19 protein-coding genes are annotated in these 16,599 nt (G+C 67.3%); 4 read left to right on the top strand and 15 right to left on the bottom strand.

Annotated features, from left to right (window positions below; genetic code table 11):
- Positions 1 to 2: 2 nt before the first annotated feature.
- Together MUK71_RS13390 and pdhA are read right to left on the bottom strand one after the other, a co-directional pair.
- Positions 3 to 1,175, bottom strand: a complete 1,173-nt coding sequence (locus MUK71_RS13390) for an alpha-ketoacid dehydrogenase subunit beta (protein ID WP_269436322.1) — start codon at positions 1,173 to 1,175, stop codon at positions 3 to 5.
- Between the two features lie 23 nt (positions 1,176 to 1,198).
- The gene (gene pdhA, locus MUK71_RS13395) at positions 1,199 to 2,371 is read right to left on the bottom strand and encodes a pyruvate dehydrogenase (acetyl-transferring) E1 component subunit alpha (protein ID WP_227928656.1); all 1,173 of its coding nucleotides are present in this window, start codon (positions 2,369 to 2,371) and stop codon (positions 1,199 to 1,201) included.
- Positions 2,372 to 2,559: 188 nt separating this feature from the next.
- Between pdhA and MUK71_RS13400 the strand changes: the two genes are divergently transcribed.
- Positions 2,560 to 3,009 carry an Lrp/AsnC family transcriptional regulator gene (locus tag MUK71_RS13400; protein WP_227902423.1) on the top strand — a complete coding sequence of 150 codons (450 nt, stop codon included), beginning with the start codon at positions 2,560 to 2,562 and terminating at the stop codon, positions 3,007 to 3,009.
- A gap of 6 nt (positions 3,010 to 3,015) precedes the next feature.
- Here the strand turns inward: MUK71_RS13400 and MUK71_RS13405 are convergent, their stop codons facing one another.
- The 4 genes from MUK71_RS13405 to MUK71_RS13420 all read right to left on the bottom strand — a co-directional run bounded on the left by MUK71_RS13405 (position 3,016) and on the right by MUK71_RS13420 (position 6,834).
- The gene (locus MUK71_RS13405) at positions 3,016 to 4,338 is read right to left on the bottom strand and encodes a Dyp-type peroxidase (RefSeq protein WP_227928654.1); all 1,323 of its coding nucleotides are present in this window, start codon (positions 4,336 to 4,338) and stop codon (positions 3,016 to 3,018) included.
- Entirely contained in the window at positions 4,335 to 4,889 is a 555-nt protein-coding gene (locus MUK71_RS13410; RefSeq protein WP_227928653.1) for a copper chaperone PCu(A)C, read from the bottom strand. Before MUK71_RS13410 ends, MUK71_RS13405 begins: the two co-directional genes overlap by 4 nt.
- A 375-nt stretch (positions 4,890 to 5,264) precedes the next feature.
- On the bottom strand, positions 5,265 to 6,062 hold the full coding sequence (locus MUK71_RS13415; protein ID WP_227928645.1) for a copper resistance CopC family protein: 798 nt from the start codon (positions 6,060 to 6,062) through the stop codon (positions 5,265 to 5,267).
- Positions 6,063 to 6,171: 109 nt separating this feature from the next.
- Entirely contained in the window at positions 6,172 to 6,834 is a 663-nt protein-coding gene (locus tag MUK71_RS13420; RefSeq protein WP_227928643.1) for a hypothetical protein, read from the bottom strand.
- Positions 6,835 to 6,971: 137 nt separating this feature from the next.
- On the opposite strand from MUK71_RS13420, the gene MUK71_RS13425 reads away from it, so the two are divergent.
- Positions 6,972 to 7,790 carry an SDR family oxidoreductase gene (locus MUK71_RS13425; protein ID WP_227902424.1) on the top strand — a complete coding sequence of 273 codons (819 nt, stop codon included), beginning with the start codon at positions 6,972 to 6,974 and terminating at the stop codon, positions 7,788 to 7,790.
- 90 nt (positions 7,791 to 7,880) lie between these two features.
- Here the strand turns inward: MUK71_RS13425 and MUK71_RS13430 are convergent, their stop codons facing one another.
- From MUK71_RS13430 to paaA, 7 genes are all read right to left on the bottom strand, one after another.
- Complete coding sequence (locus tag MUK71_RS13430; RefSeq protein WP_227902425.1) at positions 7,881 to 8,129, bottom strand: DUF6480 family protein; 249 nt, start codon at positions 8,127 to 8,129, stop codon at positions 7,881 to 7,883.
- A gap of 154 nt (positions 8,130 to 8,283) precedes the next feature.
- Positions 8,284 to 9,051 carry an enoyl-CoA hydratase/isomerase family protein gene (locus MUK71_RS13435; RefSeq protein ID WP_227902426.1) on the bottom strand — a complete coding sequence of 256 codons (768 nt, stop codon included), beginning with the start codon at positions 9,049 to 9,051 and terminating at the stop codon, positions 8,284 to 8,286.
- A gap of 9 nt (positions 9,052 to 9,060) precedes the next feature.
- Positions 9,061 to 10,191, bottom strand: coding sequence for a 1,2-phenylacetyl-CoA epoxidase subunit PaaE (gene paaE / locus MUK71_RS13440; RefSeq protein WP_227928641.1), 1,131 nt, complete (start codon positions 10,189 to 10,191; stop codon positions 9,061 to 9,063).
- A 3-nt stretch (positions 10,192 to 10,194) separates the two neighbouring features.
- The gene (gene paaD / locus MUK71_RS13445) at positions 10,195 to 10,698 is read right to left on the bottom strand and encodes a 1,2-phenylacetyl-CoA epoxidase subunit PaaD (protein ID WP_227928638.1); all 504 of its coding nucleotides are present in this window, start codon (positions 10,696 to 10,698) and stop codon (positions 10,195 to 10,197) included.
- A 5-nt stretch (positions 10,699 to 10,703) separates the two neighbouring features.
- Entirely contained in the window at positions 10,704 to 11,522 is an 819-nt protein-coding gene (gene paaC, locus MUK71_RS13450) for a 1,2-phenylacetyl-CoA epoxidase subunit PaaC (RefSeq protein ID WP_227928637.1), read from the bottom strand.
- Positions 11,519 to 11,899 carry a 1,2-phenylacetyl-CoA epoxidase subunit PaaB gene (paaB, locus tag MUK71_RS13455; protein ID WP_227902430.1) on the bottom strand — a complete coding sequence of 127 codons (381 nt, stop codon included), beginning with the start codon at positions 11,897 to 11,899 and terminating at the stop codon, positions 11,519 to 11,521. The genes paaC and paaB overlap by 4 nt, the downstream gene beginning before the upstream one ends.
- Positions 11,900 to 11,901: 2 nt before the next feature.
- Positions 11,902 to 12,831, bottom strand: a complete 930-nt coding sequence (gene paaA / locus MUK71_RS13460) for a 1,2-phenylacetyl-CoA epoxidase subunit PaaA (RefSeq protein ID WP_227928635.1) — start codon at positions 12,829 to 12,831, stop codon at positions 11,902 to 11,904.
- A gap of 147 nt (positions 12,832 to 12,978) precedes the next feature.
- On the opposite strand from paaA, the gene MUK71_RS13465 reads away from it, so the two are divergent.
- Positions 12,979 to 13,584 carry a hypothetical protein gene (locus tag MUK71_RS13465; RefSeq protein WP_227928633.1) on the top strand — a complete coding sequence of 202 codons (606 nt, stop codon included), beginning with the start codon at positions 12,979 to 12,981 and terminating at the stop codon, positions 13,582 to 13,584.
- Between the two features lie 4 nt (positions 13,585 to 13,588).
- On the opposite strand, the gene MUK71_RS13470 is transcribed toward MUK71_RS13465, so the two are convergent.
- Both MUK71_RS13470 and MUK71_RS13475 read right to left on the bottom strand, forming a co-directional pair.
- Positions 13,589 to 13,792: a helix-turn-helix transcriptional regulator gene (locus MUK71_RS13470; protein ID WP_227928631.1), complete on the bottom strand. Its 204-nt coding sequence runs from the start codon at positions 13,790 to 13,792 to the stop codon at positions 13,589 to 13,591.
- 2 nt (positions 13,793 to 13,794) lie between these two features.
- Positions 13,795 to 14,169 (bottom strand): hypothetical protein, encoded by a 375-nt coding sequence (locus tag MUK71_RS13475; protein WP_227928628.1) that lies wholly within the window; start codon positions 14,167 to 14,169, stop codon positions 13,795 to 13,797.
- Positions 14,170 to 14,365: 196 nt separating this feature from the next.
- On the opposite strand from MUK71_RS13475, the gene MUK71_RS13480 reads away from it, so the two are divergent.
- Positions 14,366 to 16,543 carry a S9 family peptidase gene (locus tag MUK71_RS13480; RefSeq protein ID WP_227928626.1) on the top strand — a complete coding sequence of 726 codons (2,178 nt, stop codon included), beginning with the start codon at positions 14,366 to 14,368 and terminating at the stop codon, positions 16,541 to 16,543.
- The last annotated feature ends 56 nt before the right edge of the window (positions 16,544 to 16,599 follow it).

Raw genomic sequence — 16,599 nt, forward strand, 5'->3', positions numbered from 1 at the left:
GCTCACAGGTGGCCCTCCGAACCGGTATCCACAGCCGCGGTACCCCCGGCAAGGGAATCCCCGGCAAGCACATCCGCGCCGTCACCCGGTTCATCCCACTGCAGCTCATCCACCGCGTCCAGAATCCGGTCCACGCCGGGCAGGAACCAGTGTTCCAGTTTGGGAGCCGGGTACGGCACGTCGAATCCGGTCACGCGCCGCACCGGGGCGGCCAGGGAATGGAAGCAGCGTTCGGAGACACGGGCTGCGATCTCGGAGGCAACGGAGGCAAAACCCGGCGCTTCGGCAATCACCACGGCCCGGCCCGTGCGGCGGACCGAGGCGTCCACGGTGGCGTCGTCATACGGAACAATCGAGCGCAGGTCAATCACTTCCAGGGACCGGCCTTCAACCTCGGCAGCAGCCGCTGCCGCCAGGGCTGTGGATACGGAGGGTCCGTAGGCAATCAGTGTGGCATCGGTGCCCGGCCGCGCCACCGCCGCGGTACCGATGCCGCCGGCAGCGCTCCGGCCCGTCTGCGCCGCATCATCCGCCGCACGGCGCAGGCCGGCAAGATCCACTCTCTCCTTGGTCCAGTACAGCTTTTTGGGCTCCAGGAAAATCACCGGGTCATCGAGGCGGATGGCTTCGCGCAGCAGCGAATAGGCATCCGCCACGGTGGCGGGGGCCACTACGGTGAGGCCCGGGGTGTGGGCGTAGTAGGACTCGGAGGAATCACAGTGATGTTCCACCCCGCCGATCCCGCCGGCATAGGGAATCCGGATCACCATCGGAAGCTTGATCCGGGCCTTGGTCCGGTTCGGCATTTTGGCCACGTGGCTGACTATCTGCTCAAACGCGGGATAGGCAAAAGCATCGAACTGCATCTCCACCACCGGGCGCAACCCGTTCATGGCCATTCCCACGGCCATACCCACAATGCCCGATTCAGCCAGCGGGGTATCGAAACAGCGCTCGGCCCCGAACCGCGCCGTCAGGGAATCCGTGATCCGGAAGACCCCGCCCAGCGGCCCCACATCCTCGCCGAACATCACCACCGTGGAATCGGCAGCCATCTCATCAGCGAGGGCGGTATTGAGTGCCTTCGCGAACGTCAGCGGCGCGTTGTCGGTGCTGTCCGCGGTGTCGGCGGCCTGCCGGGTGCCCGGCGGCACCTCCGTGGTTGTTGCTGCCATGATGTGTGCCCTTCCGTGGGGAGTCAGCGCGTGGCGCCGGTGTCGCGGGTGTCCGGCTCCACGGCTGCGGCGTCGCGTTCCAGTTCGCTGCGCAGCAGCTCGGCCTGTTCCGCCAGCTGGGGAGTCCGGCGGCTGTAAACGTGCTCGAACAGGGCCATCGGTTCCGGCTCGACGTCGGCATTCAACCCGTCGCGCATGGCCGTCGCGACGGTCTCGGCGTCGGCTGCCAGCCCGGCCTCGGCGGCGTCGTCGAGCAGACCCGACGAGCGCAGAAAGGTCCGGATCCGCAGCAGCGGGTCCAGGGGTTCCCACCGCTGCACCTCGTCGGCCGTGCGGTACCTGGTGGCGTCATCGGCGTTTGTGTGGGGCTGCATCCGGTAGGTGTGGGCCTCCACCAGCGACGGACCGCCGCCTTCGCGTGCCCGCCGCACTGCAGCGCCCAGCACGGCCAGGAGGGCGGCGACGTCGTTCCCGTCCACCCGCTCTCCCGGCATGCCGTACCCCACTGCCTTATGTGCAAGGGAGGGGGCAACGGTCTGGCTGCGCAGCGGCACGGAAATCGCGTACTCGTTGTTCTGGACAAAAAACACCACGGGCACATGGAAGACCGCGGCAAAGTTCAGTGCCTCGTGGAAGTCGCCCTCGCTGGTGGCACCGTCACCGCACAGGGCCAGCACCACGGTGTCTTCACCCTTCAGTTTCGCAGCGTGGGCAACGCCGACGGCGTGGAGCAGCTGGGTGGCCAGCGGCGTCGCCTGCGGGGCCACCCTGTGTTCGTAGGGGTCATACCCGCTGTGCCAGTCCCCGCGGAGCAGGGTCAGCACCTGCAGGGGATCCACGCCGCGGGACATCACGGCCACGGAATCCCGGTAGGTGGGGAAAAGCCAGTCCCGGGCCTGCAGCACGGCTGCGGCTGCCACTTGGCATGCCTCCTGCCCGTGCGAGGACGGGTACACGGCCAGCCGGCCCTGCCGGACCAGGGCGTTGGCCTGGTCGTTGACCCGCCGTCCGGCCACCAGCCGCGCGTAGGCGTCCAGCAAGCTGTCGCCGGAGGGCAGCGGATAGCGTTCATCGCTGTGCTCCGCCCCGTCGGCATCGATCAGCCGGACGGGAACCGGGGACGGAAGAAGTCCGGTGTCTGCGGCGAAACCCGGGGATGGGGGAAACCCGGTGTGCCGCGGCGTCGAGATGGTCATCAGAGAGCCTCCGTCCGTGAGTGCCTGCGGCACCTTTGCACGCGGGTACTACTGTCTAGCCAGTATGCTGACCGGCGCTCATCAGGGGCCAGCATTCCCGGAAATCTTGGACGGAAAGCTCCGCTGCGGGTACTCTGATGGACACCTTGCAAATGTGACGCAGATTACTTGGGGAAAGCGTGGACATTATGACAGCAGCTCCGGCGGTACTGGATGAAACAGACCGGAAAATCCTGGCAGTGCTGCGCTCCGACGGGAGGGCATCCTTTACGGCCGTTGCGCAGGCGGTACACATTTCTCGGGCGCATGCCTATTCGCGGATTGCCCGGCTGACCGAATCGGGCGTACTCAGCCGCTTCACCGCATTGGTGGATCCGGAAAAGGCAGGATTGGGCTCCTCGGCCTATGTGACGCTGAAAGTCCGCCAGCACGCCTGGCGGGAGTTGAAGGACCGCCTCAGCGAGGTGCCGGAAATCCACCACATCGCCCTGGTGGGAGGGTCCTTCGACGTCATTGTGCTGGTACGGGCCGAGGACAACGTCCACCTGCGCCGGGTTATTTTCGACCAGCTGCAGTCCATGCCCGGAGTGCTGGACACCCAGACGTTCCTGGTCTTCGAGGAACGCGACACCCGCTGAGGGCTGTCAGTCGAAAAGTTCCGCGCCGACAAAGCTCCCTTCCCGTGCGCCCGGCGGAACCGCGAACACGGCGGAGCCCACCGGCGTCGTCCATTCGTTGAGGATGTCCAGCTCGTCCAGCCGCCGCTGGATCGGCACGAACTGCCGGTCGACGTCGGCCTGGTAGGACACAAAGATCTGGCCCGAGTTGGAGACGCCGCTTTCCGCGCCGCCCGTGACAGGCGCGTCGTCATAGTTGTAGGGACGGCGGAATATCCGCTGCCGTTCATCCTCCGGACGGGCCCGGCGCATGTGCGCGGATTCGGCAATCACCGGAAAACCGAGACTGTTGCGTGCCGAGAAGTCCGGCTCGTCATGTTCGGTTCCGCCCGTCAGCGGAGCCCCGTCACTGAGCCGCCGGCCCACGGTTTCCTCCCGTCCCCTTCGGTCCAGTTCATCCCATGTATCCAGGTTCATGGCGATGCGCCGGATCACCACGGAGGTCCCGTCCTTCAGCCACGGTTCGATGCCCTCCCCGCCCCACACCACACGTTCGAAGGCGCCGCCTCGGGGGTTGGCGGTACCGTCCAGCTGGCCGAACAGATTCCGTGGTGTCTCCTCTGCGGGGTTGGAACGGGCGGCGCGCAGAAACCCCGTCTGGGTCCATCGAAGGGTCGCAAAGGAGCGGCTGTCCTTGAGCAGCATGCGCCGTGCGTGGGCCACCGTCAGCGGGTCATCGGCGCACACCTGCAGCAGCAGATCTCCCCCGCTGTAGGCAGGCTCCAGCCGGTCAATTCCGAAGGCAGGCAGCGGTCGGAGCCAGGCGGGTGCCAGCCCCGGAGAAGCCAGCGCCACCAGCGCCGGACCGAACCCGAACGTCACCGTCAGCCGGGCCGGGCCTGCCGCCAGCTCAGGTTCCGTGTCAGCCAGCGCCGGCCGGCCCTGTGTCAGGGCGGCGGCGTCCTCGGACAGCAGCCGCAGCCAGGCGGCAAGCCGCTGCCGGGTTAGGCCCGGTTTCAGGTCCAGGCCCAGGAAGACGGCGTGGGTCTGGGCCGGCGTTTCGATGCCCGCCTGCCGCGGTCCGTAAAAGGGCACGACGTCGGAAGCGCCGGCTGAAGGGGCCGCGCCGGTCTCCGTGTTCTGCCCTTTCCGGCCGGCGGCATCCGGTTTGGTCCCGGCGGCGATCCCGGCTGCCGCCAGCGCTCCCAACCCAGCCGCTGCACCGCCGAATAACAGGTGCCGCCGCCTGACACCGCCGGAGGCCTCCTGTTCCGGCTTCTGCCCGTCTCCGCTGTGCTCGCTATGTTCGGGCTCGCCGTGGTCGGGCGCCACGCCCTCCGTGATGCTCATTCCCCGTGGTAGCTCTCATTGGCGCCGGAGAAGTCCTTAACGGTGGCGGTGAATTCCACAACGGTTCCGTCTTCCAGTTCCAGGTTGAGGATGACCTCGTCCCCGGCAAGGAGCGGTTCCGCCAGCCCCATCAGCATCAGGTGGTTTGCTCCGGGTTCCAGCGCAAAGTCCGCGCCAGCGGGGATGGTGAATCCGTCAGTGGTTTCGGCCATGGTGAACGTGCCGTCGGGACCCGCGACGGTCTCGTGCAGTTCAACCTTCTTGGCGGACGGCGACGTTGCCGCGACCACCCGGATATCTTCGGTGCCGTTGTTTGTGAGGACACCGAATGCCCCCGTCATACGGGATTCGGCAGCCTTCACCCACGGCTGGTGCACGGACAGCGGAGAAGCGGATGCCGTCGCGGATTCCGTGGCGGATTGCGGACCGGATGCTGGAGCTGCTTCCGTGGCGGACGGAGCCTGGGTCTGCGCCCCTGCTGCTGGCCCCTCGGGTGCGGGGTCAGCGGCACAACCGCCCAACAGCAGTCCGGCCAGGATGGTGGCAGCCACGGCCGGGAGCGCCTTTTTGCGGATGGGACGGGCGGGGAATGGGGCGGGCACCGGGGCGGAGCCACAAGCGGGCGCCACAGCCGGAGAGTGGTCGGGGCCCGCAGCGGGCAACCTGGTCGGAGAGTGGTCAGGGCCCATGGCGGGCAACCCGGTCGGAGACTGCCCGGGAACGGAAGTGTGGGCGGGGGTAGGCGGACGAGACGTCATGGTGGTGTAGCTCCTAAGTGTGAGAGGCGCTGTCGTGATGGAGCGCTGAAAGTTTTGCGCGCGCTGCCGTGGGGGCACTGAAATGAGGGACGCGCTGGAGTTGTGGGAGGTGCGCGGCCGGAAGCCGACTGGCCCACTCTGTGAGGTTGTTGCCGTTGCCGGGCAGCGCTAGTCCGAACTGCTGCGCTGCCGGCGGCGGGAGAACACTGCGTAGCCGGCATAGATCAGCAGCCCGGCTGCCGCGCCGCAGATCCCGGGAAGCACCCAGTCAGGCAGGCCCTCGTTGGCCTCGGCACCAGCATGGGCGGCGGCCTCAGCGGTGTCAGGTTCAGCGGCGTCGGTTTCAACGGCGTCGGTTTCAAGGGCGTCGGCCTGAGTGTCCCCGGCGGCGCCGGTTCCGTTTGCAGGCGTTTCGGCGCTTCCCTTCGCCGGCATGCCCGCGGCGTTGTCACTCCCGGCTGCATCCGTGCCCGGAACAGCGTCGACGGCAGATCCGGCCACGGCGTCCGCACCCACCAGGAATTCGAACCGGCCGGCGATCGGATGCCCGTCGGAGGACACCACACGCCAGCGCACCGAATACTCCCCGCGGGGCAGCTCCTCCGGCAGCGGCTGGACCAGGGTTTCCCGGTTCAGCCGGGGGTCGGCTCCCGCCCAGTCGCGGCCGTCAGCATCCAGAACCAGGACCTGATGGCCCACATCCATCAGCACCGAACTGAAGGTAAGTTCCAGCTGCTCGGGAGCCGCATCGAGGCGCTCGCCGGCTGCGGGTGCAGTGCCCACGAGCTGGTCGTGGGCCGCGGCCGGGGCAGCCGATGCCAACGCTGCAATAAGGCAGCCCACGGCCAAGCCCATAGCCAGGACCGCAGCGAGCACGGCACGGTAGGGGCCGGACCTGCGCGGCCGCGCCGGAACGGCAGCGGAAAAGGGCATGGGAAACGGAGGGGACAGGTTGATCGAAGGCATGACTGCTTTCCGCCGCCGGACGAGCGTCCGCGGCTGCTGGGGGATAGGTGTCCGCTGACGCGGTCAACCGGGGCATCCGCACGTTTGTGCGGATGCCCGAAAGCGCTCCTTAGCGGAACGCGGCAGCAGCTGGCGGGCCCCGGTGCCGCATCACCAGCAGTGGGATGCCGAGACGGGGTGCAGGTTCAATCCGCGCCATGTGCGCGGGCTTGGGCGCTTCCGGGCCCAGCGGCGCCGGCAGCGGCAACCGCGGAAATATGGCAACGATGCGCAGGCGGACGGCGCCCGCGAGGCGGAGCAGCGCGGCTTCACCGTGGCCGATGATCAGCATGGTAGCCGCCGCGGCCAGCAGATGCCCGAACCACATGCCTGCCGAAGGATGCCCCGAGGCCGTCACGCCTGCGCCAGCCACCACCTGGTCGGCGAGGGCCCCGGGATCAACGTGCCCCGCGTGGCCGGCATGCCCGGCTGCGGCACCCGCCGTCGAGAGTCCCGTGAAACCGCCTGCAGGGGAAGGCATACCGGCACCGCCGGCGGTAAACATCCAGTGGAAGAGGCCTTGGCTCACAAGAACGGCTCCCGCCGTACGCACGTGCGACAGGGCACGGCCTGCCAGAGCGCAGGAGACCATGGCGGACAGCGCAAGGCAGAGGACCAGGATGGACGGGTGAGGAATACTGCCGCCGGCCAGGATGTGCGCCGCAGCGGCAACCCCCGTGGCCGAGAGGGCGACAGCCCAGCCACGCAACTGACGTGCCGCGCGCGTGCCCATGCTTCCTCCCGAAGGGAATCCCGACCGGACGGATCGTCCGTCTGGTGCCAATTCTTCCCGGATTTCTACACGTTGTCGAATACGCGCGGCATCCGTGACACGCGCTGCAGCAGCCGTGCCGCGCTTACCATGGGCGGATGCACACGCACCCTCCCCTCCCCCTGTCCGGACGCACGGCTGTTATTACCGGGGTGAGCCGCCGCCAGGGAATCGGCTTCGCCATCGCCCGGCGGCTGGGCGGAATGGGAGCCAACCTTTTCCTGCAGCATCATGTGCCCCACGACGAGGCGCAGCCCTGGGGTGCCGATTCCATTCCGGACCTGGTCCGGGACCTGCAGACTTCCCTGCCCGACGGCATCCGGGTGGAACACGCCGGGATCGACCTCGCGCCGGCGGCCGGTGCTGCCGAACTCATTCAGCGCGCACAATCCGCACTGGGCCACCTGGACATCCTCTGCTGCAACCATGCCAAAAGCGGCAGCGACGGCGGACTGCTGGACATGACACCGGAAAACCTGGATGCCCACTGGCAGGTCAACACGCGCTCCACCCTGCTGGCCACCCGCTATTTCGCGGAGCAGCACGACGGCCGGGAGGGCGGGCGCGTGGTGTGGATGACGTCGGGCCAGTCACAGGGCCCCATGCCGGGCGAAATAGCCTATGCAACGTCGAAGGCCGCACTGGCCGGCGTGACGGCTTCAGTGGCGGACGGCCTGATGAGTCAGGGCATCATCCTCAATACCGTCAACCCGGGCCCGGTCAACACCGGCTACCTGAATGAGGAAACGGCGGACCGGCCGTCGGCGGAACTAAAGAGCGTGCTGGCGCATTTCCCGGGCGGACGGTTCGGCGAGCCCGACGACCCCGCCAGGCTCATCGCCTGGCTGGTCAGTGACGAAGGCCGCTGGATGGTAGGACAGGTCCTCAATACCGAGGGCGGTTTCCGCCGCTGGTAACCGTTCCTGCCCGGCAACGCCCGGCAACCCCCGCAAATGCAGACAGCACCCGCAGCAGTTGCTGCGGGTGCTGTCCGGTTGTGCGGCGATTCAGTTCTCGTCGTGGCCCTGGTCGCTGCTCATCTGGCCTTCGGCGGGCGGGGTCTCTCCCGGGGGAACTCCGCCGCCCGGCTCCAGTCCGGTGATGTTCCCCTCGGCGGGGTCCGGGTTGGGGCTGTCCGCCTTCGCCTCGCTGTGCGCGTGGTTGCCCGTCCCCTCCTGCGTGCCGGCACCCTTTTGCGCGTCCTTGGGCTTATCCGGATTTGCCGGGTCATTGTTCGGGTTGTAGCTCTCGGCCATGTTCTGCCTCCTCGGCATCTCTGCGCGTTCACCAGCCTTGGCAAGCATCGTACTAAGCATGCTTACGAGTTGCCTTCCAACCTAGTCCCCGTCCGGGCACATCTCAAGCCGGAGTCTTCAGGTTTCACCCGCGCAGAAGCTGCCCGGACGGAGATCAGCCGCGGAAAACAGGCTTCCGCTTGGCCAGGAAGGCGGTAAATCCTTCGGCGTAATCCGGTGTTTTACTCAGCTGCACCTGTACCTCGTTTTCGGCATCCAGGGCATCCCAATAGCCCATACGGTGGTCCCTGATCTGCCCCACGAGCTCCTTGGAGGCCGCGAACGCCTGGGTAGGGCCGGACGCTGCTTTGGCGACGGCGGCGCGCGTCTTCGCGAGCAGCTCCGTCGGGGCAACCGCCCGGCTGAACAGTCCCCCCGCCACGGCGTCCGCACCGCTCATCAGTTCGGCGGTGTAGATCAGGTCCAAGGTCCGCTGCGGTCCAAGCCGTTCAGTGAACAGCCAGTGCCCGCCCGAATCCAGGGCGGCACCCAGGTTGGCGAAGGGCGAGCCGATCTTCGCGTCGTCGGCAACATAAACGACGTCGGTGACAGCCAGCAGGCCGAGCCCCACCCCCAGGCACGCACCGTGCGCGGCCGCGAAGGTCGGCACGGGAAACTCAGCCATTTTCTTCAGCAGGGGCCGCAGGGCATCCACCAGATAGGTCCGGGCATCGTCATTTTCCGGTGACACGCCCGTCAGGTCCCTACCGGCGCAGAAAGCGCGGCCCTCCCCGCGAAGCAGCAGGGCCCGCACACCGGCGGCCCCGGCGTCGTCGTACGCCTGTGAAAGCTCCCCGAGTGCCTCACCGCTGAGCGCATTGAGTTTCGCCGGGGCGTTCAGCACCACTTCGGCGATGCCGTCCCGTATGTCCAAATCAATCATGGCGTGCTCCTAGGCGTCGTAGTCCACGGTGACTGATGGACTGGTGGGCCGGCTCTGGCAGGTCAGGATGTAGCCGCGCTCCAGCTCCTCCGGTTCCAGGGCGTAGTTCTCCTCCATCTCCACGGTCCCGGTGACGAGCTTGGCCCGGCAGGTGCCGCAGACCCCGCCGGCGCAGGCGAAGGGAACATCCGGACGCACACGCAGGGCGGCGTTCAGCACTGATTCCCGGGCATGCACCGGGCTGGAAACTTTTCCCTGCAGCCCGTCGAGGCGGAAGGCAATGTCGTAGCTGGCACCCGCACTGTCCGGAACCACCGGCCGTCCGGCGGAGCCCTCCGGCCGGTCCGGCCTGCCGGTGGTGAACAGCTCAAACCGGACCCTGGCCGGATCAATGCCGCGTTCCGCGAGCGCATCGCGGCAAAGCTGGACCAGGTCAAACGGACCGCAGAGAAACCATTCATCCACCGCATCTGCCGGAAGGACGGTGTCAATGAAGCTGGTGATTTTCTCTGCGTTGAGCCGCCCGCTGAGCAGCGGCGAGATCCGCTGCTCACGGGAAAGCACATGGTGCACGGCGAACCGCGAAGGGTAACGGTCCTTCAGGTCCGCCAGTTCCTCCAGGAACATCACGTCCATGGCTGCCTTGTTGGCATACACCAGGTCAAAGCGGGTGTGCTCCGAGGAGGCCAGGACGGACCGGGCAATGGCGATCACCGGGGTGATCCCCGATCCGGCTGCAACGGCAGCGAAGACCTGGCCGCGTGCCTGTTCAGCCGCCATCCCCGACACCGGGCGCACGGTAAAGCTGCCGGCGGGCGACATCACGTCCAGCATGTCTCCGGCCTTCAGATGCTCGTTGGCCCAGGAGGAAAACAGGCCCCCGAGGTCACGCTTGACGGCCACCTTCAGTTCTCCGGGACGGGGTTCGGCACAGATGGAATAGCTGCGCCGCAGTTCGGTGCCTTCCAGCACCGTGCGGAGGGCAACGTATTGCCCGGGCAGGTAGCCATAGGCGTCCGCCAGTTCGGGAGGAACCGCGAAGGTGACCTCCACGGCGTCTTCGGTCAGCCGGCGCACTGCCGCCACGGTCAGGGAATGGAAAGCGGCGCGCCGTACAGGCGCGGCGGGAAGAACGGTCATGGATCAGAGCACCTTGAAGTAGTCGAACGGTTCCAGGCAGTCCCGGCAGACCCAGAGGGCCTTGCACGAGGTAGAGCCGAACCGGGTCAGTTCCCGGGTGTTGAGCGAGGAGCACTGCGGGCATTTCACGCTCAGCCCCACGCGGACAGGACCGGCGGCGGCACTGCCCGACGGCGGGGCGATGCCGTAGGCGTCCAGCTTCGCCTTCCCGTCAGCGGTCAGCCAGTCAGTGGTCCAGGCCGGAGCCAGTTCCAGGGCAACCTGCACCTCGGCATACCCGGCCCCGTGCAGGGCAGCCGTGACGTCCTGGCGGATGGCGTCCATGGCCGGGCAGCCGGAGTAGGTGGGGGTGATGGCCACCTGCACGCCGGCGTCGGAAACCTCCACCCGTCGCAGCACCCCCAGGTCCTCGATGCTCAGTACGGGGATCTCCGGATCACACACCGTCGCGGCTACATCCCAGGCGGCGGCCGCCGCAGGATCTGCCGGCCGCAGGGAGGATGCCATCAGGCTCACCACGTGGCACCGGGATGTTCGCGGGCCAGGACCTGCAGTTCCGCCAGCAGGTAGCCCAGGTGCTCGCTGTGCCGTCCCTGCCTGCCGCCGCCGGGAGCCGGCTGAACCGCAGGTACCTGAAGCCCCGCCTCCTGCAATACGGCGGTGATGCTCCGCTCAAACTCCGGCTTCAGGCTGGACGGAAGGACCGCGCGCTCCCCCATCGCCACCGCCGCGTCGTCGTCCTCGAACAGCTCACCGACGTACGGCCAGGTCAGCTCCAGCGCGCGGATCATCCGCCGGCGGGATTCATCAGTGCCAAGGCCCAGCCGCAGCACCCACTGGACGCTGTGGTCCCGGTGGTAGTCCACTTCCTTGACCGCCTTCGCCGCGATGGCCGCCAGCGTGGGGTCCGCACAGTGCTGCAGCGAGCTGTACAGCCCGAACTGATAGAAGGAGACCGCCAGCTGGCGGGCTATGGTGCGGGCAAAATCGCCGTTCGGCTGCTCCATCAGGTGGGCGGAACGGAACTCCGATTCGCTCCGCCAGTAGGCCAGGTCATCCTCGGTGCGGCCGTCGGCACTGCCGGCGTAGGTGAGGAAGGACCGGGCGTGGCCGATCAGGTCCAGGGCAATGTTGCCCAGCGCCACGTCCTCTTCGAGTTCCGGGGCGCGGGAAATCCACCAGCCCAGCCGCTGGGCCAGGACTAGGGCGTCGTCGCCCAGGCGGAGGGCATATGCCGCGGCGTCGGCCGGTGCCCGGGTGCCCGCTGCGGCAATGTCCTCGGGCCGCAGCGCATTGCCGGGGGTGATGCGGGTGGCGCTGTCCGAACTCACAGGTGCCTCACTCCCTCGGACTTTGTGTAGTAGGTCGCGTGCCGGTAGTCCTTGCCCTGCGGGGATTCGAAGAGGCGCCCCCTGGCATCCGGGTCACTGGCGATGATGGCCGACGCCGGAACCACCCAGAGCGAGATGCCCTCGTTCCGGCGGGTGTACAGATCACGGGCGTTACGCACCGCCATGTCGGCATCCGGGGCGTGCAGGGACCCGGCGTGCACGTGGGAAAGGCCGCGGGAGGAACGCACAAAAACTTCCCACAATGGCCACACCGCGGACGGCGCTGCGGGCACGTCGGGCACGGGGGCAGCAGGGGCGGAAACCGCAGGCGCGGGTGCCAGGGCGCCGTCGTCGCCGGTTGTTGATCCACCTGTCATGGCTAGGCCACCTCCGTGGCATTCTGCCGGCGCGCATAGGCCGCTGCGGCCTCACGGACCCAGGCACCTTCCTCATGGGCTTCGCGGCGCCGGGCCAGCCGCTGCGAATTGCAGGGCCCCCGCCCGGCCAGGACCTCGCGGAACTCCTCCCAGTCAAGCGGCCCGTGCTCCCACCGTCCGGTTTCCGCGTTGAAGCGGATGGCCGGGTCAGGCAGGGTCAGGCCAAGGACCTGCACCTGCTCAACGATCATTCCGACGAACCGCGAGCGCAGTTCATCGTTGGAAAACCGCTTGATGTTCCAGGCCATGGACTGGCGCGAGTTCGGTGAATCATCATCGGGCGGGCCGAACATCATCAGGGACGGTGCGTACCAGCGGTTGATGGCATCCTGCGCCATCTCCTTCTGTGCGTCAGTGCCCCGGGCGAGTTCGAGCAGGATTTCAAAGCCCTGCCGCTGGTGAAAGGACTCTTCCTTGCAGATCCGCACCATCGCCCGGCCGTAGGGTCCGTAGGAAGCGCGGCACAGCGGGACCTGGTTGCAGATGGCCGCACCGTCCACCAGCCAGCCAATGGCGCCCATGTCCGCCCAAGACAATGCGGGATAGTTGAAGATCGAGGAATAGCGGGCCTTGCCGGCAATCAGGTCCTCGGTCATCCGGTCCCGGGGGGTGCCCAGGGTTTCTGCGGCGGAGTAGAGGTACAGGCCGTGCCCGGCTTCGTCCTGGACCTTGGCCATCAGGATGGCTTTGCGCTTGAGCGAGGGGGCACGGGAGATCCAGTTTCCCTCCGGCTGCATCCCGATGATTTCCGAGTGCGCATGCTGGGAGATCTGCCGGACCAGGGTCTTCCGGTATCCCTCCGGCATCCAGTCCCGCGGTTCCACCCGGGCATCAGCTGCGATCAATGCCTCGAACTGCTCTTGCCCGTCCATGCCTAACCCCGTTCAATAATTACCGACCGTTCGTTCAGGATATGGACGCGGGATGGGACCGTCAAGGGATCCGCTGCCGCCCGTCCGGCGCCCGCGGTTATGGAAAACTAGTGGTCTGGATAGTTTCCTCAGCGCAGAAGGAGTCATATGGGTATCCCCGAGCCCGACGCCGGACCGCCGGCCGTGGACGCCCTTGCCGCACGCCCCGCGGAGGACCCGGTTGAAAAGGACGGCGTTGATACCGCCACCGCTCCCCACTCCGGCTCCGCAGCGGCACTGATTGTTCCAACACTCCTGGGCCTGCTTGGGTTTGTTGCCGTAGCAGCCGCCGTAACCTCGGAAGCGGCCACGGTTGCCGTCACCGCCCCGGGGCTGATGCTGGCCTTTACCGCGCTGGTGGTGGCCGGAATCAGTCCGCTGTACCTGCGGCGTCCCACGCTGCGCTCGCTGCGGCGCCCGGCCATCCTGCTGGCCGCCTGCCTGCTGGTGGAAGCCGCACTGTTCCTGGCGGCCTCGCATCTGGTCCTTTTCTCACTGCCTGCCCTGCCGCTGGCCCTGTGCGGCGGTGCCGTCCTGCTGGGCACCAGCCTGTGGGGCCAGTTCCGCAAGGGCCCGGCTCCGGACCCGGTGCTGCGCCCTCGCAGCGAACTGCCGCCCCGGCCCTTCGCTTCCACCCTGCTGGCCGTGGCAGTGAACTGGCTGCTCTTCCTGACGGCTGGCGCCGTCTGTGCCTGGTTGCTGCTGGGCGACTAGCCCTCTAGCCCTCTAACTGTTCCGGCAGGAACAGTTCCTCGATCCGCCGGCCCAGCACGCGGGCCAGGCCAAAAGCCAGGGGCAGCGAGGGATCAAACCTGCCCTTTTCAATGGAAATGACCGTCTGCCGTGAGACCCCCAGGCGTTCCGCGAGCTGCACCTGCGACAATCCCAGCCGCACCCGCTCCTGCGCCACGCGGTTCTTCATTCCTAGGCGTTTCGGCGTCGGGCCGCGGCGTAGCGCAGCGCCCAGGCCGCCAGGCCGGCCGCGCAGAAGAGCGGAAGCGGGACGGTCCAGCCCGCCACAGCCTGCAGCGCAACCCCCAAGGACACCACCACCATCACATCGGTGAAGGCGGCGGCAGCCGCATCCCGGGACCAGGAACGTTCGACGTCGGCAGCACCTGCGGCCTCGATCCGGCGGGTTTCCGCCGAATTCAGGACCAGCATCCAGAAGGCAACCCCCACCATGGGCCCCACTGCCGCGGCAAACACCGGCACGTACAGCGCCGGGTCCCCTCCGTTGCTCAGCGCCACCGCCCAGCCCAGGGCCGCTCCCGCTGCGGCGCCCCCGGCCGTGCTCAATCCAATCCTGAGTCCGCGGGTCCGCCTGCCCGCTGTTTCCGTCGCCATGGCCGAAAGCCTGCCACCGACCCCGCCGACTGTAAAGGGTGCTTTACATTCCGGAGTGCCCGCTGCAGGACACCCGCCGGCTAAGCCGCGAGCATAAGCCCGGCGCGCGGCCCTTCGACACCGCCCCGCGGATGGATATATTCGAATCATGACTACTCCCCAGCCCCCGGTTGCCAAGAAAGTCCCTACTGAACGCACCCACCACGGCGATACGTTTGTGGATAACTATGAGTGGCTGCGGGAGAAGGAAAGCCCCGAGGTGGTGGCGCACCTGACCGCAGAGAACGAGTACACCGCCGCGGTCACCGCAGACCAGGAAGAGCTGCGCAACCGGATCTTCGAGGAGATCAGGAACCGTACCGAAGAGACTGACCTCTCCGTCCCCGCCCGCAAGAAGGGCTGGTGGTATTACACCCGCACCGAGGAGGGCAAGCAGTACGCGATCCACTGCCGCACCGCCGCCCGGGACACCGGTGACCTGGCCGCCGACTGGACTCCGCCGTCGGTCCTGCCCGGAGTGCCGGTAGAGGGCGAACAAATCCTGATCGACGGCAATGCGGAAGCGGAGGGCAAGCCTTTCTTCTCCCTCGGCGGCCTGGCCGTAACCGAGGACGGTCACCTGCTGGCCTACTCCGAGGACAACGCCGGTGATGAACGCTTCACCCTGCGGATCAAGGACCTGCGCACAGGCGACCTGCTGCCGGACAGCATCCCCAATGTCTTCTACTCGCTTGCGTTCTCCCCCGATGGCAACCGCGTGTTCTACACCGTGGTGGATGACTCCTGGCGCCCCTACCAGGTCAAGGCCCATACCCTCGGCACCCCGGTGGAAGACGACGTCGTCATCTACCAGGAGGACGACATTGCCATGTGGACCGGCTTTGACCTTTCCGCAGACCGCCGGCAGCTGCTCATCGGCATCAGCAGCTCCGAGTACAGCGAGTACCGGGTGCTGGACTTTGATGATCCCGCGGACACCGTCCGCGTGCTGATTCCGCGCAGTGAACGGATTCTTTACGAAGCCGAACCGCTCACTGTGGACGGGCGCCGTCAGTACCTGCTCACGCACAACCACGGGGCCCTGAACTCAATGCTTTCCCTGGTTGCGGAGGAGGAATTCGCTAAGCCGCTGGCCGATCAGCACTGGCAGACCGTCATTGCCCACGACGACACCGTGCGGGTCAACGGCGCCGCCGTAACCCGGACCCATGTGCTCGTCTCCGTCCGCAAGGACACAACGGAACGCGTTCAGATCCTCCCCTTGGAAGGCCTCGGCACTCCCGCCCAGGCGCCTGCGGTGGAACCGGCCTTCGACGAGGAGCTGTACACCGCCAACCTAGCGAACGCGGAATTCGATTCCCCGATCATCCGGCTCAGCTACACCTCCTTCCTCACCCCGCCGCGGGTTTACGACTACGTCCTGTCCACCGGTGACCTGGAACTGCGGAAGCAGACGCCGGTCAAGGGCGGCTACCGTTCCGAGGACTACGTGGCCGAACGTGAATGGGCGACGGCGGCGGACGGCACCCGCATTCCGCTCTCGGTCATCCGCCGGGCGGATCTGCGCCGGGACGGCAGCAACCCGGCACTGGTTTACGCCTACGGAAGCTATGAAGTGAGCATGGATCCCGGCTTCAATGTTGCCCGGTTGTCCCTGCTGGACCGCGGCGTGGTCTACGTGGTGGCCCACATCCGCGGCGGCGGCGAGATGGGCCGGGCCTGGTACGACGACGGCAAGAAGCTGAACAAAAAGAACACCTTCACGGACTTCGTGGATGCCACGGACTGGGTCGCGGCGTCGGGCTGGGCGGATCCGGGCCGGATCGCCGCCATGGGCGGCTCGGCCGGCGGGCTGCTGATGGGCGCAGTAGCGAACCTGGCACCGGAGAAATACCGGGCCATTGTGGCGCAGGTGCCGTTTGTGGATGCCCTGACCTCCATCCTGGATCCGGACCTGCCGCTCTCGGCTCTCGAGTGGGAGGAATGGGGCAACCCCATCACCGACCCCGAGGTGTACCGGTACATGAAGGAATACACCCCCTACGAAAACATCCGCGCCGTGGACTATCCGAAGATCGCAGCTGTCACCAGCTTTAATGACACCCGCGTCCTGTACGTGGAGCCGGCCAAATGGGTGGCGCAGCTGCGGGAAACCTCCACCGGGTCAGAACCCATCGTGCTCAAGATCGAAATGGACGGCGGCCACGGCGGGGCCTCCGGCCGGTACGAGGCATGGAAGGACCGGGCGTGGGACTACGCCTTCATCCTCGCCGCCCTCGGTGCGCGGGACCTGCTGCCGGCGGCCGCGCGCGAGGACGCCGCGTAGGCGAACGGGACATTCTGCGTAGCCCGCATCGCCGAGCGAGGAACGAGCGAGGTGTC

Source organism: Arthrobacter zhangbolii, assembly GCF_022869865.1.
GTDB lineage: Bacteria > Actinomycetota > Actinomycetes > Actinomycetales > Micrococcaceae > Arthrobacter_B > Arthrobacter_B zhangbolii.